14 protein-coding genes are annotated in these 16,311 nt (G+C 61.2%); 9 read left to right on the top strand and 5 right to left on the bottom strand.

Annotation, left to right across the window (positions count from 1 at the left end; translation table 11 throughout):
- Positions 1 to 3 precede the first annotated feature (3 nt).
- Positions 4 to 786, bottom strand: coding sequence for an SDR family NAD(P)-dependent oxidoreductase (locus tag M8744_RS05875; RefSeq protein WP_251410894.1), 783 nt, complete (start codon positions 784 to 786; stop codon positions 4 to 6).
- A gap of 204 nt (positions 787 to 990) precedes the next feature.
- On the opposite strand from M8744_RS05875, the gene M8744_RS05870 reads away from it, so the two are divergent.
- The 5 genes from M8744_RS05870 (at position 991) to M8744_RS05850 (ending at position 6,811) form a co-directional block, all read left to right on the top strand.
- On the top strand, positions 991 to 1,944 hold the full coding sequence (locus M8744_RS05870) for a TRAP transporter substrate-binding protein (protein WP_251410891.1): 954 nt from the start codon (positions 991 to 993) through the stop codon (positions 1,942 to 1,944).
- 72 nt (positions 1,945 to 2,016) lie between these two features.
- Positions 2,017 to 2,556 carry a TRAP transporter small permease gene (locus M8744_RS05865; protein WP_251410888.1) on the top strand — a complete coding sequence of 180 codons (540 nt, stop codon included), beginning with the start codon at positions 2,017 to 2,019 and terminating at the stop codon, positions 2,554 to 2,556.
- A gap of 3 nt (positions 2,557 to 2,559) precedes the next feature.
- Positions 2,560 to 3,828 carry a TRAP transporter large permease gene (locus tag M8744_RS05860; RefSeq protein ID WP_251410885.1) on the top strand — a complete coding sequence of 423 codons (1,269 nt, stop codon included), beginning with the start codon at positions 2,560 to 2,562 and terminating at the stop codon, positions 3,826 to 3,828.
- On the top strand, positions 3,825 to 4,610 hold the full coding sequence (locus tag M8744_RS05855; RefSeq protein WP_252409382.1) for an enoyl-CoA hydratase/isomerase family protein: 786 nt from the start codon (positions 3,825 to 3,827) through the stop codon (positions 4,608 to 4,610). The genes M8744_RS05860 and M8744_RS05855 overlap by 4 nt, the downstream gene beginning before the upstream one ends.
- A complete protein-coding gene (locus tag M8744_RS05850; protein ID WP_251410883.1) occupies positions 4,595 to 6,811 on the top strand; it encodes an acetate--CoA ligase family protein in 2,217 nt (738 codons plus the stop codon). Before M8744_RS05855 ends, M8744_RS05850 begins: the two co-directional genes overlap by 16 nt.
- Before the next feature lie 7 nt (positions 6,812 to 6,818).
- Here the strand turns inward: M8744_RS05850 and M8744_RS05845 are convergent, their stop codons facing one another.
- From M8744_RS05845 to M8744_RS05835, 3 genes are read right to left on the bottom strand one after another with little or no spacing between them, the layout of a single operon-like run.
- Positions 6,819 to 7,550: a GntR family transcriptional regulator gene (locus M8744_RS05845; protein ID WP_251410880.1), complete on the bottom strand. Its 732-nt coding sequence runs from the start codon at positions 7,548 to 7,550 to the stop codon at positions 6,819 to 6,821.
- A gap of 51 nt (positions 7,551 to 7,601) precedes the next feature.
- Positions 7,602 to 7,823: a biotin/lipoyl-binding carrier protein gene (locus tag M8744_RS05840; protein WP_251410877.1), complete on the bottom strand. Its 222-nt coding sequence runs from the start codon at positions 7,821 to 7,823 to the stop codon at positions 7,602 to 7,604.
- Between the two features lie 47 nt (positions 7,824 to 7,870).
- On the bottom strand, positions 7,871 to 9,409 hold the full coding sequence (locus M8744_RS05835) for an acyl-CoA carboxylase subunit beta (protein WP_251410874.1): 1,539 nt from the start codon (positions 9,407 to 9,409) through the stop codon (positions 7,871 to 7,873).
- Positions 9,410 to 9,534: 125 nt separating this feature from the next.
- Here M8744_RS05835 and M8744_RS05830 point away from each other — a divergent pair, with 125 nt between their 5' ends.
- Positions 9,535 to 11,091, top strand: a complete 1,557-nt coding sequence (locus tag M8744_RS05830) for an acyl-CoA carboxylase subunit beta (RefSeq protein ID WP_251410871.1) — start codon at positions 9,535 to 9,537, stop codon at positions 11,089 to 11,091.
- Positions 11,092 to 11,104: 13 nt separating this feature from the next.
- Entirely contained in the window at positions 11,105 to 12,463 is a 1,359-nt protein-coding gene (locus M8744_RS05825; RefSeq protein ID WP_251410869.1) for an acetyl-CoA carboxylase biotin carboxylase subunit, read from the top strand.
- 27 nt (positions 12,464 to 12,490) lie between these two features.
- On the opposite strand, the gene M8744_RS05820 is transcribed toward M8744_RS05825, so the two are convergent.
- Positions 12,491 to 14,050, bottom strand: a complete 1,560-nt coding sequence (locus M8744_RS05820; RefSeq protein ID WP_251410865.1) for an acyl-CoA carboxylase subunit beta — start codon at positions 14,048 to 14,050, stop codon at positions 12,491 to 12,493.
- Positions 14,051 to 14,182: 132 nt separating this feature from the next.
- Between M8744_RS05820 and M8744_RS05815 the strand changes: the two genes are divergently transcribed.
- Together M8744_RS05815 and M8744_RS05810 are read left to right on the top strand one after the other, a co-directional pair.
- Positions 14,183 to 15,385 carry an ATP-grasp domain-containing protein gene (locus tag M8744_RS05815; protein WP_251410862.1) on the top strand — a complete coding sequence of 401 codons (1,203 nt, stop codon included), beginning with the start codon at positions 14,183 to 14,185 and terminating at the stop codon, positions 15,383 to 15,385.
- Entirely contained in the window at positions 15,382 to 16,275 is an 894-nt protein-coding gene (locus tag M8744_RS05810; protein ID WP_251410860.1) for a succinate--CoA ligase subunit alpha, read from the top strand. Before M8744_RS05815 ends, M8744_RS05810 begins: the two co-directional genes overlap by 4 nt.
- The last annotated feature ends 36 nt before the right edge of the window (positions 16,276 to 16,311 follow it).

Below are 16,311 nucleotides of genomic sequence, written 5' to 3'. Positions count from 1 at the left end.
TCATTATTTCTGGTCGCGCGCGAAGATGCGCGGCCCGAACCCCTGTTGATGCGGCATCAGTTCCAGTTCGGTGACATCGACATGCGCGGGCATCGCCGCCGCGAAAAACACCGCTTCGGCGATATCTTCGGCAGTCAGCGGCTGATAGCCGGCGTAAGCCTTGGCGGCCCGTGCCTCGTCACCCTGCCAGCGGACCAGAGAAAATTCGGTCTCGGCCGCACCGGGCGCGATGTAGCTTGCCCGGACCGGCGTGCCGATCAGATCGGTTTTCAGGGCCTTGGTGAATTGAAGCACGAAGGATTTCGTGGCGCTGTAAACGGCGTTTGTCGGCCCGACGGCCCGGCCTGCGACCGAGCCGATGTTTATGATCTGGCCTCGGCCCCGCGCCAGCATCCCGGGAAGCGCGTGATGCGTCATGTGCAGCAGGCCCCGGATGTTGACGTTGACCATGTCGTCCCAGTCGGCAAGGGCCGCGTCCTGGGCGGCCCCTCGGTCGGTGCCGAACCCGGCATTGTTTACCAACAAGGTAATATCACGGAAATCTGCCGGAAGCTGTTCCATTTCCCGTGCAATGGCGGCAGTGTCTGCAACATCGAGAGCAAGCGGCATCAGGCGCGCGCCCAATTCTTGCTTCAGGGCATCGAGGCGGTCGGCGCGCCGCCCCACGGCGATAACCTTGGCGCCAGCCGCGTGAAACTTGTGGGCAATGGCGCGCCCAAAGCCCGCCGTGGCCCCTGTAACCAGTACCGTATCACTTTGAAATTCCTTGCGAAGCATCGTTTTCATCCTCTTTCCATAATGAATAGTTGACGCAACGGAATTAAGAATGTCAACATTCATAAGCAGTCGAATCCTTGGGTTTGCCACGGAAGACGGCGCTGAGAAGTCCAGAATTGGACATAGGGAGGAAACATGTCTGGAAATTTTGTTAACACGCTTCGGCGTGCACGTACCTTTGCGACCTTGGGTCTAGGCCTTGTTGCTGGTGGCGTGTGGGCGCCGATTGCCGCGGCGGACGAGATTGTGGCGCGCCTCAGCTATCACTGGGCCCCCAAACACCACAGCGCGATATACAGCCAGGAATTTGCCGACCGGGTGAATGCCAGGGGCGAGGGCAAGATCCGGATTGAGACCTTCCCGTCAGGGCAGTTGTTCGGCATCCGCGAGATCATGGGCGCACTGACATCCGGCTCGGTCCAGCTTGGCGGCGTTGTCGGAACGGTCAGTTTTCCGCCAGTCAATCGCAACTACAACGTCGAGGCGCTGCCTGGGGTTTTCGAGGACTTCGGCCATCTTCGCAAGTTCTTCCGTGAAACGGAAGTGGGTCAGGAAGTCTGGAACGATGTCCTCAATCGGACGCGGACCAAGTTCCTTGCCTATAACCCGACCGGGCCGTTCATGACGTTCACGTCCCAGCGCCCGCTTACCTCGACTGAATCCTACGAGGGTCTGAAGGCGCGCTACCTCAGTGGTGTCGAGCGGCCCCGCTGGACCGCGCTTGGGGCCGATGCTGTTTCAATGCCGACCGGCGAAGTTTACACGGCGCTTCAGAACGGGATGATCGACACCTTTGCGACCGTGCCCTCGGCCATCAAGGCCTATAGCTGGTGGGACCACGTCAAATATGCCGAACTTCCTCACCAGTTCTACGCGGACTCGTTCATAATGGCCAACCAGGCGTGGTTCGACGGGCTGCCCGAAGACGTTCAACAACTGCTGATCGAAGTGGGCGAGGAAATATCCGAGGAATCCACCGCATCGATCATGGAATTCTCCGATAAGGTGCTTGAAGAATTCGTTGCCATGGGTGGTCAGGTGAACACCCTGAGCGAAGAGGCACAAGCAGAGTTCGAGCGCATCAACCGTGAGGAAGTCTTTCCCGGGCTGAGCGAGATGATCGACCCCGAAGTGCTTGACGCGGCGTTGGAGTTCTCAAGCCAGTAGGCTGTACGCTGGGCGCTGCCCCGCCAGGCGCGGGGCAGCGCCCGTACCGACTACCCATTTCGGGAGATATCAATGAGATCCGCGCTTCGCGCCCTGGTCGGGCTGAATGACGTTCTTGAAATTGTCGTAAAAACATTGGCAGGGCTTCTTGTGGCCTTCATGGTCTTGGCGGTTTTTGGTGGCGCCGTCACCCGCTACGTGACTGGCATCGGATACAACGTGGTGATGGAATTGCCGCCGATGCTGATGCCGTGGCTTATCTTTCCGGTTGCCGGCATCCTGCTCAGAAGCGGCTCACATATTGCCGTTGATTTCCTGCCCGAGCGATTGTCCGACCGACCCTCGCGCGTGTTGCGTGCCATCATTTCATTGATCGCGATCTGGGCCGGCGCCGTCTTTTGCTATGCCGGCTACGAGGCCACTGCGCTGTTCAAGCTGGTTGGACAAAGAACCGAGATGGAATGGGCCTTTCCGATCTGGTGGATCTACCTGTCCTTTCCCGTCGGATTTGCCATCCTTACCAGCTTTGCGCTGGAAAACCTGCTGAAAGCTCTTGTCGAGGATACCGATCCCGACGGGCCTGAAACCCATTCCCCCCAAGCGGAGATTTGAGCCATGGTTTTCGTCGTCATCAGTCTTTCGCTTGTTCTGTTGTTTCTGTCGCTCCCGATTTTTCTGGTTTTCGGTATCGGTTCGAGCGTGGTCGCAACCCAGGGCTTGGACCTGCCCTGGTCAACGTTGATCCAGATCGCGTTCGGCGCCGTCACCAAGCAGGTGCTTCTCGCCATTCCGCTTTTCGTTTTTGCCGGCCTGGTCATGCTCCGCTCGGGCGTGGCGCGGCGGCTTGTCGATTTCGCCATGGCGCTTGTCGGGCACTGGCCCGGCGGGCTTGGCGTTGCGATGGTGATCACGATGGGGTTCTTCGCCGCGTTTTGCGGGTCGATCCTGGCCGCGATCACGGCGGTCGGGGCGATCATGATGCCGCAGATGCTGCGCAAGGGCTATTCCGCGCCGTTCACCGTGGCGCTTGCCGCGGCGGCTGGCCTGCTGGAAGCGCTGATCCCCCCCTCGAACGCGGCGATCATCTATTCGGCGCTGACCGGCGTTCCGGTGTCAGACACCTTTGCGGCAGGCGTTTTTCCCGGCCTGACGCTGCTCGTCATCCTTATCCTGGTCGTGATCGTCCGCTGCCGGCACATGGAGCGCGAAACGCGTGCCAGCCTTTCCCATCGGATCAGCACCTTTCGCGAGGCGTTGCCGGGGTTGCTGACGCCGGTGATCATCCTGGGCGGTATCTATAGCGGCTTGCTGACCCCATCGGAAACGGCGGCTGTCGCCTCGGTCTGGGCGATATTCCTGGGGTTTACGATACACCGCGAACTGACCTTTGGCGGGCTTTGGCAGTCTCTGCAGGGAACGGCGGTAACCACGGCGGTGATTTTCTCGATCATCGCGATGGCCACCTTCCTGTCTGTCGTGCTGACCTATACCCAGGCACCGCAAAAGCTCACGACCTTCTTCATTGAATACGGTGTCACGCCGATCATGTTCCTGTTCATGGTCGGGGCGATCTGCCTGATACTGGGCACGTTCGTCGAGATCGTTCCGGTGTTCTACCTTACGGTTCCTGTGTTCATGGCCATAGCCATGAGCCTCGAAGTGCCGCTGACGCATCTCTACATCGTGTTCACGGCCTTTGCCGGCCTAGGGTTGCTGACGCCACCGGTTTGCGTTGGCCTATACACGGCATCCAGCGTCATAAACCTTTCTGCGGACAGGGCCTTTGGGAGTGCGATGCTGTTCGTGGGCGTGGGTATCGTCTATGCGGTCATGATGATATTCCTGCCTGGTCTTGCGACCTGGCTGCCGGCAGCGCTGCGATGACCCAGCGTTTGAGGGTTTCCGAACAGGGCGGTGGCGTCGTGGTCGTGACGCTGGATCGGCCCGATGCAATGAACGCTTTCGATACCGCGATGGCCGAAGAGATGCTTGCCCTCTTCGGCACGACGCTCAGGCGGCGCGATGACATTCGCGCGGTTGTGCTGACAGGGGCGGGTGACCGGGCGTTCTGTGTCGGTGCGGACCTCAAGGAACGCGCCGGGATGACGAACGACGCATGGCGCAAGCAGCATGCGCTCTACCGCGATACGTTTGAAAGCCTGTGGAACTTCCCGTGGCCAATCATCGCGGCCATCCGCGGCTATGCCCTGGGTGGCGGTTGCGAGCTCGCGCTGGCCGCGGACTTCGTTCATGCCGCCGATGACGCGGTGTTCGGCCTGCCCGAGATCAATCTTGGAATCATGCCCGGTGCAGGGGGGACGCAGCTATTGTCACGCGCCGTCGGATTGCGGCGCGCTAAAGAGCTGATCCTGACCGGCAAGAAATTCTCGGCCCACGAGGCGCGGGACTGGGGGCTTGTCAACGCGATTCACCCAGCCGGCGAAGAGCTGGAGGCTGCCGTCGCGGTAGCGCAACGGATTGCCGGGAATGCACCGCTTGCGGTGCAGGGCGCGAAACGGGCTATGGACGGCGGCATTGGTGCGCCGCTCAAGGTTGGGCTGGCGCTGGAAGTTTCAGTTCATCAGCGTCTTTCGGCGAGTGAAGACCGGGCCGAAGGGGTGGATGCATTCAATGAAAAAAGGACGCCGCAATGGAAATTTCGCTGATCGAGACCGTGACGCGTGCAGCCGAAGCGGCGCGAGAGGCCGGGGCAAGCGCAATTTCGGAGGGCGAAGCCAAGGCGCTGCTGCGCGCCGCCGGAATCCCGGCCCCGCATGGGCAGCGGTTGCGCCATGCCGAAGACGTCACCGACACGTCACTTGCGGGGTTGCGCCCGCCCATGGTCGCCAAGGTGCTGACACGCGATGGTGCGCATAAATCCGATTTTGGCGGTGTCAGGCTGGGCCTTCAGTCCACGGACGAGGTTCGCGAGGCAATCGCGGGTATCGCGGATGCCGCCAAGCGGACAGGGGTGCCGGTTGACGGGTTCCTCGTGGAAGAGCAGAGCGCGCCGGGCCTTGAAATGGTTCTTGGCGGGTTCTGGGATGCCCGGTTGGGCCCATGCGTGATGATTGGCCTTGGCGGTGTCTTTGTCGAGATATTCGAGGATGTCGCTTTTCGTGCCTGCCCGATCACCGAGGCGGATGCGCGCAGCATGATCGACGGCTTGCGCGCGGCCGCGCTGTTGCGTGGCGCGCGTGGCATGGCCGCCCATGACGAAGACGCGGTCATTTCCGCGCTTCTGGCACTGGGCGGGCGCGATGGGTTGATGTCGGCGCTGGACGGTCAAGCCACCGCCATAGACATCAATCCTCTGATCGTTCACGCCGACGGTGCCATCGCGGTGGATGCGCGTATTCTTCTTGCGCCCGCCCCGTCACAACCCGTCCCCGAGGCCCCGCCGGTCGATTGCGAACAGGTGAACAAGACGTTTCGTCCCCTGTTCATGCCACGGTCAATCGCGGTTCTGGGCGCCTCGGCGAGCGGGACGAGTTTCGGCAACGAGGTGATCCGCCATAGCCTTGCCTACGGGTTCAAGGGGCGGGTTCAGCCGGTGCATCCGAAAGCGGCCGAGGTGGAGGGGTTCGCGGCAGTTCCGACCCTTGCCGATCTCCCCGAGCCAGTGGATTTCGCCTATGTCGCTGTTGCGGCCGAGGCGGCGATTGATGCGATTTCCGGCGCGCCGGGCAGTGCGCGGTTCGTTCAGGTCATGTCATCCGGTTTCGGTGAGGCCGAGGATGGACACACTCGAGAGGATCGCCTGCTTGAGGCGGCGCGCGCTTCGGACATGCGGCTGATCGGGCCGAATTGTCTTGGCGTGCACAGTCCGCGTGGTGGCTTGACCTTCGTTGGCGGCTCAACCCCCGAACCTGGCGGCGTTGCGGTGATTTCGCAATCCGGCGGGCTTGCCGTTGACGTGATCCTGCGCGGTGAAACGCGCGGCCTGCGTTATTCGGCTGTAACGACGCTGGGCAACAGTGCCGATCTTGGCCCGGCCGATCTGCTGGAATACCACCTGTGCGACCCCGATACCAAGGTGATCGGCCTATATATCGAGGATGTGCGGGACGGTCGCCGTTTCGTGACCCGCCTCAGGCAGGCCGGTGCCCGGAAACCGGTCGTTTTGTTGCTTGGCGGGCGCACTGCCGAGGGGCGTCGGGCCGCGGCATCCCATACCGGGGCACTGGCCGGGGAGGCCCGGTTGTGGGATGGTATTGCCCAGCAAACGGGCATGGTGATTACCGAGACACTGGATGATTTCCTCGATACCCTGCTGATCTGCCAGGCCGAGGTAGAACGTCCCGCGCGGCCATTGCGGCGGGTTGCCTTGTTCGGCAATGGCGGCGGCACAAGCGTCTTGGCGGCTGATGCCTTTTCGCGGGCGAGCCTGACCACGCCCGAGGTGCCTCAACCCGCGTTACAACAACTTGAAACGCTGGGGCTTCCGCCCGGGACCGGCCTATCCAATCCCGTCGATACGCCAGCGGGTACCTTGCGCCATCGCGACGGTGCCGTTGCGGGTGAAATCCTTGATATCCTTGCCGGGGCCGGTGCCTATGATGCTATCGTCGTGCATGTGAACCTGCCGGTATTTACCAGTTCCGCCAACCAGTCTGTTGATGTGATCGGCGGTCTGGTGCGCGAGGCTGTGCGCGTCAGCGCGCTGGCCGATGCCCCGCGTATCGTGTTGGTGTTGCGCTCCGATGGTGCCGAGGCCACAGATGCACGGCAACGCCGCGACAGCGAGCGCGCGCGACAGGCCGGTCTTGCGGTTTTTGCCGAACTGCCCCAGGCCGCCCGTGCACTTGGGGCGCTGTCATCCTGGGTGGGGTTTCGGCATTCTCGTGGGCAGGGCGAAAACGACTGAGCCAAGCTCAGTCGCCGCCGTCCTCGCTGCGAAGCATCTTGATCGCCATGGCCCGCGAGTTGTCGACCAGCTCGCGGGCTGCCTTTTCCGCCTCGATCTCGTCACCCGCCTGGATACAGGCCAGCAGCCGCGCCCATGTGTTGGCAGAGATCTTGCGCCTTTCCGGTGTCGACAGCCCGATACGGGTGTACCGAATGGTCTGGTGAAACAGAGAATAGACGATCGAGGTCAGCCGCTCACTGCCCGTGCTGGCGCATAACAGAAAGCTCAATTCCTGGCTTATGGCCACGTAGCGTGTCGCGTCCTGATCTGCCTTTGTGGTCAGCTCCTGAAGCTTGGATATCCGCTGGGCGATCTGGGCCAGCTTTTCTGGCGGCGCTTTGCGCGCAAGGCGCCGCGCGGCCAAACCCACCAGAACGGCGCGTATTTCGAAAATGTCCTCCACCTCTTCCACCGTCAGCTTGGTGACGATGGCGCCGCGCCTGGGCTGGATCGAGACAAGCCCGGCATTTTCGAGAATGCGCAAGGCCTCGCGCACCGGGCCCCGGCTCACCTGAAATTGCTCGGATACGGCAACTTCGTGGATTCGGGCGCCGGGCGCGTATTCTTCGTTGATTATGGACTCCGCCAGTTGCGTCGCAATTTGCTCTGCAAGCGAAAGGGCCTGATGCCCATCAGTTAGGTTTGGGCGAATTGCGCCCAAACTCTGTTCTATGCGACTTGCACTTCCAAGGGTCACGTCAGATTCCAGTCGAAACACGTATTGATTGTCTGAGCATGACCTATAGAATCACGTGTCGACAATAGCAATCATTTGACCCTCTGCTATTGCACTGCCTTCCTCGACGAGAAGCTTTTGAAGTGTGCCTGCGCAAGGTGCAAGAACCGGGATTTCCATTTTCATGGATTCCAGGATCATGATCACGTCGTCTTCTTCGACTTTGTCCCCGATCCCCATTTCGATTTTCCAGACGGTTCCGGTGATCTCCGAGCAGATCTGTTCTTCGGCCATGTCGTTACTCCCTAACTTGGTTGATTGGTCTAAAGATTGATTTGTTGTCAGAATGTGGTCGGCCAGCTTGCAAGCGCCCGGCGGGAAAAACCGCCTTCCCTGTCACGGGAATGCACGCTGAGCATGGACATCAGCCATTGGCGCGTTTTGCGGGGGTCGAGAACCGACTGCGCGGAATAGATCGCGGCGAGATCGTAGGCAGATGTCTCGCGGGATATTTCGGCTTTAAGTTCCTCGAATTTCTGCGGGTCGCTTTCTGCCGTCACCCCGTACACGACATTGACGCCGATATTCGGGTCCATGAAACCGACATCGGCGGTCGTCCAGGCGGCCATTTCGTCGGAATTGCGCGATCCACCCATGTTCAGATAGGCTTGGCCATAGGATTTACGCGTAACGATCGAGAATTTGGGCACGCTGCACATTTGCAAGGCAGACATGAAATTCATTATCTTGCCCGGTGCCTTGCGCCTTTCCCCTTCGACACCGATCAGAAAGCCCGGCGTATCCGTGAGCATGATGACCGGAATGTGAAAGCTGTCGCAGAGAACCAGAAAGCTGGTTATCTTGTCGCATCCATCCGGATCGAGGGCCCCGCCCTTGAACATCGGGTTGGTGGCAACGAAACCGACCACCTGTCCGCCCATGCGCGCCAGTGACGTCGTGGCGACCCGGCCGAATCGCGGCTTGAGTTCGAACACCGACTCCGGGTCGGCGATTGCAGCAATGAGTTTCCGAACGTCGTAGACCTTTTGGCGCTCTGCCGGAACGATGTCGGTGATCGACGCGCCGTCAATCTCGGTTTCATCCGGGGGCTCTGCCGCGGGGGGGAGCTGCTCGGCGTGAGAGGGCAGATAGGACAAGAACCGCTTTATCAGGTCCAAGGCTTCTTCGTCGCTGTCCACCGCGTAATCGACAAGCCCGGTCCTTTCCGTGTGCAGCTTCCAGCCGCCGAGCTCTTCCAGTTGCACCTCTTCGCCGATGGCCAGCGAGGTGACGCGCGGCGATGAGACAGCCAGACACGCGCCTTTGCGCATCACCACGAAATCCGACAGCATGGTGAACCAGGTGCCAGTGCCATAGCTTGGCCCCAGACAGGCAGACACGTAGGGAATTTCGCGACCGCGAATGAACTGTTCCGGGTCTTGCCCCAAGGCGCCGGTTCCTTGTGCGCCCATCGTGTCGGGGATGCGTGCGCCGGATGTTTCATTGAGAAAGATCATCGGCATGCCGTTGCGAATGGCCGTGCGGCGCAGGTGCCCCATCTTGCGCACGTTCGTCAGGCTTGATGATGCGCCCAGGGTTGTGATGTCACACGAAACGATCGCCGCCGGGCGCCCGTCGATCCGCCCATAGCCACAAACCTTGCCGTCAGCGGGCGATTTTTCACGCATTTCGGGCCGGTGCGACGTGGCGAACATGCCCGTTTCCGCAAAGCTTTCGGGGTCGAACAGGTGATCTATCCGCTCTCGTGCATCCATGTGCCCCGCGGCCTTGCGTGCAGCGATCTTCTCTTTGCCACCCATTTCCTTAACCCGGGCGCGGCGCGCCTCAAGGTCTTGGGTAAGCTCATCGTGTCGAGACATTGCATTTCCTCCGCTCGCAATTCGTCTTTTATTGATGATGAAATCATTCACAATGTCAACATTACTTGTTACGCTGAACTCGCACTGGCGCGTCCGGTGATGGAGATACAAAGAGGGAATCCCGCATGAGCTGGCAAAAAGAAGTCGATGAAATAGCAAGGCGCAGGAAGATCGCCGAAGATCTGGGTGGAGCCGAGGCGGTAGAGCGTCAGCATGCCGCCGGGCGTTTCACGGTGCGCGAACGTATCGCGAAGCTGGCCGATCCAGGCAGCTTCCGCGAAATGGGCGCCATGGCGGGCAAGGGAACATATGACGCGAAACACAATCTTGTTTCGGTCAGGCCATCGAACGCGGTGATCGGTACGATCAAGATCGATGGGCGCAAGGTGTCGGTCGATGGTGACGACTGGACGATCCGGGGCGGATCATCCGAGGCAACGGTATCGGAAAAGTGGATCTACGCGGAAAACTACGCGCTTGAAATGCGGCTTCCCCTTGTTCGGCTTGTCGAAAGCGCGGGCGGTAGCGTGCGCCTTTTGGAACAACAGGCGTCGACCAAGATACCGGGCTATCCCACATGGCTTATGGCGTCGATGCTGGGCTATATCCCCGTCGTCGGGCTTGCCCTTGGCCCTTGCGCCGGTCTCGGGGCGCTCAAGGCGGCCTGTGCGCATTTCTCTGTCATGGTAAAGGGTACATCGCAGGTGTTCGCGGGCGGTCCGCCCGTGGTCGAGCGTGGAATGGGCGTAAAGGTCGACAAGGAAGAGCTTGGCGGATCGCATATTCACACGCGTGAAAGCGGGGTTATCGGCAACGAGGCCGAAACCGAGGAAGAAGCCTTCGACATGGTGCGCAAGTTCCTGTCGTATCTTCCCTCCAGCGTGTTCGAGGCGCCACCCGTCATCGACTGCGATGATCCGCGTGACCGGCGAGAAGAAGAACTGCTGTCGATCATCCCGCGCGAACGTCGCCGGGTCTACAAGCCACGGCGGTTGATCGAACTGGTCATGGACAAGGGCTCGGTCTTTGAAATGACGCGGCATTATGGTCGGTCCGTCGTGACCTGTTTTGCGCGCCTTGATGGCCGCCCGGTGGGCGTGATCGCCAACGACCCTATGTTCTACGGCGGCGGGCTGACCCGTGCGGCAGCAGAAAAGATGGAGGCATTCATTGACCTTTGCGATACGTTCCATCTTCCGGTGGTGAACTTTGTCGACCAACCAGGCACGGTGGTCGGACCCGAAGCCGAACGCATGGGAACGGTCAAGGGCTCTGTGCGCGTGGTTTCCGCAATCGAACAAAGCCAGGTGCCATGGTGCGCGATCATAGTGCGGCGTCTTTATGGGCTCGCCGGAACGACGTATGGGCGCCTTCAAGGGATCAATCTGCACTACGCTTGGCCTTCGGCGCGCTGGGGCTCGATTCCTGTCAGCGGCGGTGTTGAGGCGGCGTATCGAAAAGAACTCGAAGCCCTGTCGCCCGAGGAACGCGCCGAACGATTGGCCGAGTTGGAAGAGATGTATGACCATCTTGAATCTCCGTTCCTCACCGCCGAACGGTTCAAAGTGCCCGACATCATTGATCCGCGCGAAACCCGCGCGCTGTTGAACGATTGGCTGGATGATGCGTGGCGGCTGCTGCCTGAGCAGTTGGGCGTGAAAAGCCGAACGATTCGGATTTGACAGGGAGCAGAGCATGAAAAGAGTACTTGTCGCCAATCGAGGCGAAATCGCATGTCGCGTGATCCGCGCTGCTCAGAAACTGGGAATGGAGGCTGTGGCCGTCTATTCCGACGCTGATGCCGAGGCGATGCATGTCGGCATGGCCGACGCCGCGGTTCGGATCGGCCCGCCGGCCGCGGCCGAAAGCTATCTCCGGCAGGATGCGATCCTTGCGGCCGCACGGGAAACCGGCGCCGATGCCATTCATCCGGGCTATGGCTTCATGGCCGAGAACGCGGATTTTGCCCGTGCGGTCATGGATGCCGGGTTGACCTGGGTCGGACCGCGCCCTGAAACGATCGAGGCCATGGGCGACAAACAGCGGGCCCGCGATCTTGCACAAAAGGCCGGGGTTCCGGTTGCAAGCGGTTCCGACCGGCTGCAACCCGGATCGCTGGACGGCCTTGAACAGATGGCAGAAGCCGTTGGCTACCCGCTGCTGGTGAAGGCTGCGGCTGGTGGCGGTGGCATCGGCATGCGGCGCGTGGACAGCGTCGAGACATTGCGCAAAACCGTCGAGGCAACGCAATCCATGGCCGAACGCAGCTTTGGCGATGGGTCCGTTTACTTGGAGCGGTTCATTCCCAAGGCCCGGCATATCGAGATACAGGTTTTCGGGCTTGGCAACGGGCAGGCCGTTCACCTGTTCGAGCGGGACTGCTCGTTGCAGCGACGGTTCCAGAAGATCATCGAGGAAAGCCCCGCCCCCGGTTTCCCTGCCGAGGCCGTGGCCGGAATGGCGGAATCGGCCCGGGCACTGGCCGCGTCGCAGAACTATACCGGGGCCGGAACGGTCGAGTTCGTGGCCGACGCGGAAACGGGCGAGTATTTCTTTCTCGAGATGAACACCCGCATCCAGGTTGAGCACCCTGTGACCGAGATGGTCACCGGCTGCGACCTGGTGGGGTTGCAACTGCGGCTTGCGGCGGGCGAGAAGCTGAATAACGCGCTCGACTCGGTGTCCAGCTCCGGCGTAGCGGTGGAATGCCGCCTCTACGCCGAGAACCCGGCGAAGAACTTCCTGCCATCGCCGGGCGAGCTGTCGGTATTCGACCTACCCCAAGGCATGCCCGGTATCCGCATCGATGCCGGCGTGCGCGCGGGTGATACGATCACACCCTACTATGACCCGATGATCGCCAAGTTCATCGCCTGGGGCGAAGATCGCAACATTGCCATTGATCGCTTGCGTGACGCGCTCGAGGCGACCCGGGTCGAAGGGCCCGCGACGAACCGCGAGTTTCTCATCGCGGTTCTGAACGATCCTGACTTCAGGGCCGGGGCGATCTGGACCGGCTTTGTCGAGGAACGGCGCAAGTCGCTGGTGGCCTGAGCGCCACCTTGGGGGCGGGGGCCCGGCTTATGGCCGGACCCCTGTCTGTGGGCGCGGGCCACGGTCGGTGCGCAGTCTTTCCTGTGCGGCCTCGATCTGGCGGCATAGGTGAAACCGCGTGTCGCGCGGATCAATGATGTCTTCCACGGCAAAAGCCTCGGCGGTTTTGAAAGGGTTGGCATAGGTGCGGAACTCTGCTTCCAGTTCCGCCTCGCGCGCGGCAGGGTCGGGCGCTGTCGCGATCTCGCGACGGAAGGCGACGGCCACACCGCCCTCGACCGGCAACGACCCCCATTCGCCTGAAGGCCAGGCAAGTTTGAGGTTCAGCCCCTTCTGGTTGACCATCGCCATGCCGGCCATGCCATAACATTTGCGGATGATGACGGTCATGCACGGCACGCTGGCCTGCAGCCCGGCATGCACCGCACGAACGCCCGCGCGCAACACGCCGGACCGTTCCGCCGCCGATCCGATCATGAAGCCCGGAACATCGGCCAGGTAGATTATGGGGATACCGAACTGGTTGCACAGGTCTATGAAATGGACCATTTTCTGCGCCCCGGCCGCGTCGAGGGCGCCGCCATAGTGCATCGGATTGTTCCCGATCAGTCCGGCAACATGGCCACCGAACCGCGCAAACTGCGTGATTATGGATTTGCCAAATGTTGGCTGTATCTCGAAAGTCGAGCCCTCGTCCGCGATGATCGACATCAATTTGTGCATGCTATACGGCTGGCGCCGGCTGCGCGGGACCAGCGACAAAAGCCTGTCGTCGCGCCTGTCCGCCGGGTCATGGGTTTCCACGAAGGGCGGTGCCGACCAGACGTTTTGCGGCATGTAGCTCAGGAACTTTCGGATGGCATCCAGGCTGTCCGCTTCGGAAGGGTAGGCGTTGTCGATCGAGCCGGCAGTATCCACCGCGATCGCCGCCCCGCCAAGTTCATCGGCTGTAAGGTTTTCACCCAACGCACGTTCGACCACGGCTGGACCCGCAGCAAATACCTGTGACTTTTCGCGGACCATCGTCGAGAAATGCGCGAGCATCGCCCGTGCGGCGGGCCCACCTGCCGCCGTGCCCATGACCGACGTGATGACCGGCACCTCGCCCAACAGTTCGACCGAGCGACCGAAATCATCGGTTCCCGGCATTGGCGCGTATCCGCGCCGTTTCAGCGATGTCACCGAACCGCCGGCGCCGTCGATCAGGTTGATCAGGGGAATACGGTATTCATGGGCAAGGTCTTCGACAAACCCGCCTTGGCCGCCCTTGCGGCGCGCGGTTGATCCTGTTCCGCCGCGCACGGTGAAATCCTCGCCGCCCAGCGCGACATCACGACCATCGATCCTGGCCAGCCCCATCACATAAGAGGATGGCGTAACGCCGACAGGTTTACCGTCTACATACTCACCCGTTCCGGCCAGCTTACCCACTTCGCGAAACGACCCCGGGTCTACAAGGGCCGAGATTCGGTCACGAATTGTCTGGCGGCCACGGGCCTCCTGCCGGGCGATCCCCTCGGCCCCGCCCATTTCCTCTGCCCAAGCACTTCGTTGGGCGATTTCATCGACTTCTGGCTTCCATGACATGTGTGACCTCCTTCGTTGTGGCTTTTCGTTTGACATTAATTATGTTGACATTCTTTAATGATGGCACAGAAAAGTCCATCCTGAACGCTTGTTTCTTGGCGGCGACATGAAAAAAACTGACTGGAAGGTTGCATGAAACTCACTGAAGACATTGCGAAAAACCTCATGCGGCGCGCGAACCTGCCGGTGCCCGACGGGGCCCCGGCCGAAACGGCGGCCCAGGCTGGCGAATTGGCCGCCGGATATGGCGGTACTGTTGCCCTGAAGGCGCTTTTGCCCACCGGCAGACGCGGAAAGAGCGGGCTTGTGCGCCTGGTCGAGGCCTCCGAAGCGCAAGCGGTTTCATCCGAGATGTTTGGCCAGCAGACCGAGCATGGCCCGGTCGAACGGGTTTATGTCGAGCGGGGCGCCCAGATCGAAGAAGAGTTTTATCTTGCCTTCAGCTTCGCGGACCGGATGCCGATGCTGACGATTTCCACCGCCGGCGGTGTCGAAATCGAACAGGTCCATTCCACCACGCCAGAGCGCATTGTCACGATCGCGATCGACCCGCTGAAAGGTCTGCGGCCATGGGAGGCGATTGACCTTTGGTCGCGTGCCGGGCTGTCGGGGCGCCCGCTTGCCGATGTTGGCCGCCTTACGGCACGGCTGTGGCGCGCCTTCGTCGACCTGGATGCCGAGATGATGGAAATCAATCCGCTTGCACTCGACAAGAACGGACGTCTTTCGATGGTTGGCACGATGATTGAAATCGACGACGGCGCCCTGGGGCGCCATCCCGAATTGCCCGATGCACCATCGCAGCAACCCGATAATCCGCGCGAGCGAATGGTGAACGAGGCAAATCGTGCCAACCCGGGGGGCGACGCCCGATATGTAGAGCTGGACGGCGATATCGGGTTGCTTGTCGCAGGCGGCGGTGCGGGGCTTTTGCAGCACGACATGATTGTCGATCTTGGGGGGCGACCAGCCAACCATTCCGATATCAGCCCCGCCCCTGGCACGGTCAAGACAGAGGCCGTGCTGGATGCCGTGTTCACGAACCCGCGCGCCCGCAGCCTGCTGATCGGATACAATCATCTGCAAATGGCGCCTGTCGACAAGGTGGTGGAAGCGCTTGCAAACGCAGTGCGGCACAACAAGGTCGATACGTCACGCTTTCCGATCATCCTGCGCCTTTTTGGCCCGCGCGAGGCCGAAGCCCGCGCATTGGCCGCCGAGATAGGCGGTGTGACCTACCTGCCACCGGGCACTTCCTTGTTGGAGGGCGCCCGCGCCATTGTCGAAGCCACCCGCAAAGTTACAGCAGAAAAAGAAGAAGGGGCCGCGACATGAGCATCCTGATCGACAAGTCAACGCGCGTGGTCGTGCAGGGCATCACGGGCAACCAGGGGCGTTACGATACGCGGCTTGCGCTTGATTACGGCGTCAATATCGTGGCCGGCGTCACGCCCGGCCGGGGTGGCGAAGAAGTAGAGGGCGTGCCCGTCTTCGATACAGTGGCCGCGGCAGTGGCCGGCACCGATGCAAATGCTGCCGTTCTCTACGTTCCGGTGAACGGCGTTTGCGATGCGGTGACCGAAGCGGCCGAGGCCGGAATTGGCGTCATCCTGGCAACGACCGAGAACGTTCCGCGGCATGATGCGGTTCGCGCGGTCGCCGCGGCGAGGCAAGCGGATGCCTGGCTGGTGGGGTTCAACACGAACGGCGTGATTTCCCCGGGTAAATGCAAGATCGGCGGGATTGGAGGCGACAACCCGGATGCCTTGTACCCGGCCGGGCGCATTGGTGTGGTTTCACGCTCAGGCGGGATGTCGGCCGAGATTTCAATGGCGCTGAATGCTGCGGGCCACGGTGTCTCGACCGCGGTTTCGATGGGCGGAGACCGGACAACCGGGCGATCCATGTTCGAGTATCTCGAACTGTTCGAAGCAGACGACGAAACCGATGCAATGGTCATCTACGGAGAACCCGGAACCGGCAACGAAGCCGAGGTTGCCGCCGCACTGCGCGCCAATCGGTTGAGAAAACCCGTGGTGGCGCTTGTTGCGGGCCGTTTTCAGGAAAACCACCCAAAGGGTGTCAGTTTCGGCCATGTCGCCGCGATGATCGGCGATGACGCCGACAGCGCCAGCGCAAAGATCCGGCTATTGAAAGAGTCGGGCGCCGAGATTGCAAGCAGTCTTGAGGAAATCGGCAAGGCGCTTGATCGGCGCCTTGGATGAATTGCGGTTGATGATAATCGTTGGAAGCCGGTGATG

Source organism: Lutimaribacter degradans (assembly GCF_023703375.1).
GTDB classification, from domain to species: Bacteria; Pseudomonadota; Alphaproteobacteria; order Rhodobacterales; family Rhodobacteraceae; genus Lutimaribacter; species Lutimaribacter degradans.
This window is presented reverse-complemented; position numbering and strand designations above follow the sequence as displayed.